We start from the raw sequence: 2710 nt of genomic DNA on the forward strand, positions 1-2710 counted from the left end.
GTCAAGGTGGTCAGCCTGGACAGCGGCTGGCAGGCGCTGTCCGGCTATGGCCGCGACAATCCGAGCGCAGCGGTGCAGCCTGCCCATCTGGCCTATGTGATCTATACTTCCGGCTCGACCGGGCAGCCCAAGGGCGTGCAGATCGCGCATCGCGGCGCCTGTAACCTGGCGGTCAGCCAGCAGGCCATGTTCGGCGTGGCCGACGATAGCCGCGTGCTCGGGTTCGCATCGCTGAGCTTCGACGCGGCGACTTTCGAATGGATCATGGCGCTGCTGCGCGGCGCGGCCTTCCACGTCTGCACGGAGGAACAGCGGCACAATCCGGCCGCGATCCAGACCTTCCTGCGCGAGCACGGCATCACGCATGCGACCTTGCCGCCGGCGCTGTTGCCGCACCTGGACAGCGGCGCGGGCTATGCGCTGGAGACCCTGGTGCTGGCGGGCGAAGCCTGCGGCGCGCAGGTGGTGGCGCCGTGGCTGTCGGTATGCCGGGTATTCAATGCCTACGGACCGACTGAAAATACGGTTTGTGCCACCACGGCCGAACTGCGGCCAGGCCAGGCCATCACAATTGGCCGCCCGATTGCCAACACCCAGGTTTATATCCTGGACCGGCATCTGCAGCCGGTGCCGCTTGGCGTGCCAGGCGAGATCTACATTGGCGGCGTGGGCGTGGCACGCGGCTACCTGAACCGGCCGGAATTGACGGCGGAACGGTTCATCGACGATCCGTTCAACGCTCGTACCGGCGCGCGCCTGTACCAGTCGGGCGATCTGGGCCGGTGGTTGGCCGACGGCAATATCGAGTACCTGGGCAGGAATGACTTCCAGGTCAAGCTGCGCGGCTTCCGCATCGAGCTGGGAGAGGTCGAAGCCCGTCTGGCGCAGTGCGAAGGCGTGAAGGAGGCAGTGGTGATCTCCCGTGACGACGCCACGGGCGACAAGCGCCTGGTGGCTTATCTGACTCTGCTGGGAGGGTGGGACGCTTCCGCCGCCGCGCTGCGCGAGCACCTGCTGGCGGGTCTGCCGGAATACATGGTGCCGAGCGCATTCGTGGTGCTGGAGCGATTCCCGCTCACGCTGAACGGCAAGCTCGATCGCAACGCGCTGCCTGCGCCGGGCCAGTCCGCGTTGGCGACCAGAGAATATGAAGCGCCGCAAGGCGAAGTGGAAGAAGCGCTGGCGCGCATCTGGCAGGAGGTACTGGGCGTCGAGCACGTAGGCCGCCAGGACAACTTCTTTGAACTGGGTGGCCACTCACTGTTAGCGATTGGCCTGGTCGAACGGATGCACCAGGCCGGCGTGGAAACGAGCGTGCGTGCGCTGTTCGGTGCGCCGACGATTGCCGGCGTGATCGAAGCGCTGGAACAGCGCGAGCGCGCCGTTGTCGTACCGCCCAACCTGATTCCGGCCGAGAGCCAGGTCATCACGCCGGCGATGCTGACGCTGGTCGAGCTGAGTCAGGATGAGATCGACCGCGTCGTTGCCACGGCGATGGGCGGCGCGGCGAATGTGCAGGATATCTATCCTCTGGCGCCGCTGCAGCAGGGGATACTGTTCCACCACATCCTGCAGCAGCAAGGCGATGTGTACCTGACGCCGACACTGCTGGCGTTCGACGATCGCGCCAGACTCGATGCGTTTGCGCAGGCACTGCAGAGGGTGGTGGCGCGCCATGACATCCTGCGCACGGCAATCGCGTGGGAAGGATTGAGGGAGCCGGTACAGGTGGTGTGGCGCCAGGTGCCCGCGATGATGGAGATGGTCAGCTTCGACGCCGGGGACGGTGACATCGCCGCCCAGCTGGAGGCCCGCTACAATCCGGGGCACTTCCGCGTCGATGTGCGCCAGGCGCCGCTGATGCGCGGCTTTGCCGCCCATGATGGCGCCAACGGCCGATGGCTGTTGCGCCTCATGCTGCATCATCTGATCGCCGACCACGTGACGCTGGAGATTATCGCCACCGAAGTGGACACCATTCTTGGCAAGGGCGAGGCCGCGCTGGACAGGCCGGTGCCGTTCCGCGATTTCGTCGCCGAAGCCCGGCTTGGCGTGAGCCAGCAGGAGCACGAGGTCTTCTTCCGCCGCATGCTGTCGGATATCGACGAGCCGACCGCGCCTTTAGGACTCGTCAATGTTCAATCCGACTGGGCCGCGACGGCAGAGGCCAAACAGGCGCTTGATGCGGATCTGGCCAGCCGGATTCGCCAGCAGACGCGCAAGCTGGGCGTCAGCCCGGCCAGCCTGATGCACGTGGCCTGGGCGCAGGTCCTGGCCCGTTTGAGCGGACGGCAGGACGTGGTATTCGGCACCATGCTGTTCGGCCGAATGCGCGGTGGCGCAGCGATGGCGCGGGTGCCCGGCATCTTTGTCAATGCCTTGCCGGTGTGCATCAGGGTCGGACAGGATGGCGTCGAGCAGAGCGTGCGCAATACGCAGGCGCTGCTAGCCGAGTTGATGCATCACGAGCATGCCTCGCTGGCGTTGGCGCAGCGCTGCAGCGCCGTCGAACCGTCGGCACCGCTGTTCACCGCTCTGCTGAATTACCGGCACAACACCGTCAGCCAGGACGCCGCCCATGCGGAATGGAGCGGAACCGAGGTACTGCGCTCGGAAGAGCGCACCAATTATCCGCTCAGCCTTGCGGTAGACGACTGGGGCGATGGCTTTGATCTGACCGTGCAGATCAGTGTGCAGGCCGAGCCGGGCC

General features: G+C 65.9%; 1 protein-coding gene. It reads left to right on the forward strand.

Annotation, left to right across the window (positions count from 1 at the left end; genetic code table 11):
- Positions 1-2710, forward strand: a 2710-nt coding sequence (locus HWE17_RS28345) for a non-ribosomal peptide synthetase (RefSeq protein WP_176391101.1), incomplete at both ends; no start/stop codon positions are given.

It is taken from the genome of Janthinobacterium sp. BJB401, assembly GCF_013372745.1.
GTDB classification, from domain to species: Bacteria; Pseudomonadota; Gammaproteobacteria; order Burkholderiales; family Burkholderiaceae_D; genus Janthinobacterium; species Janthinobacterium rivuli.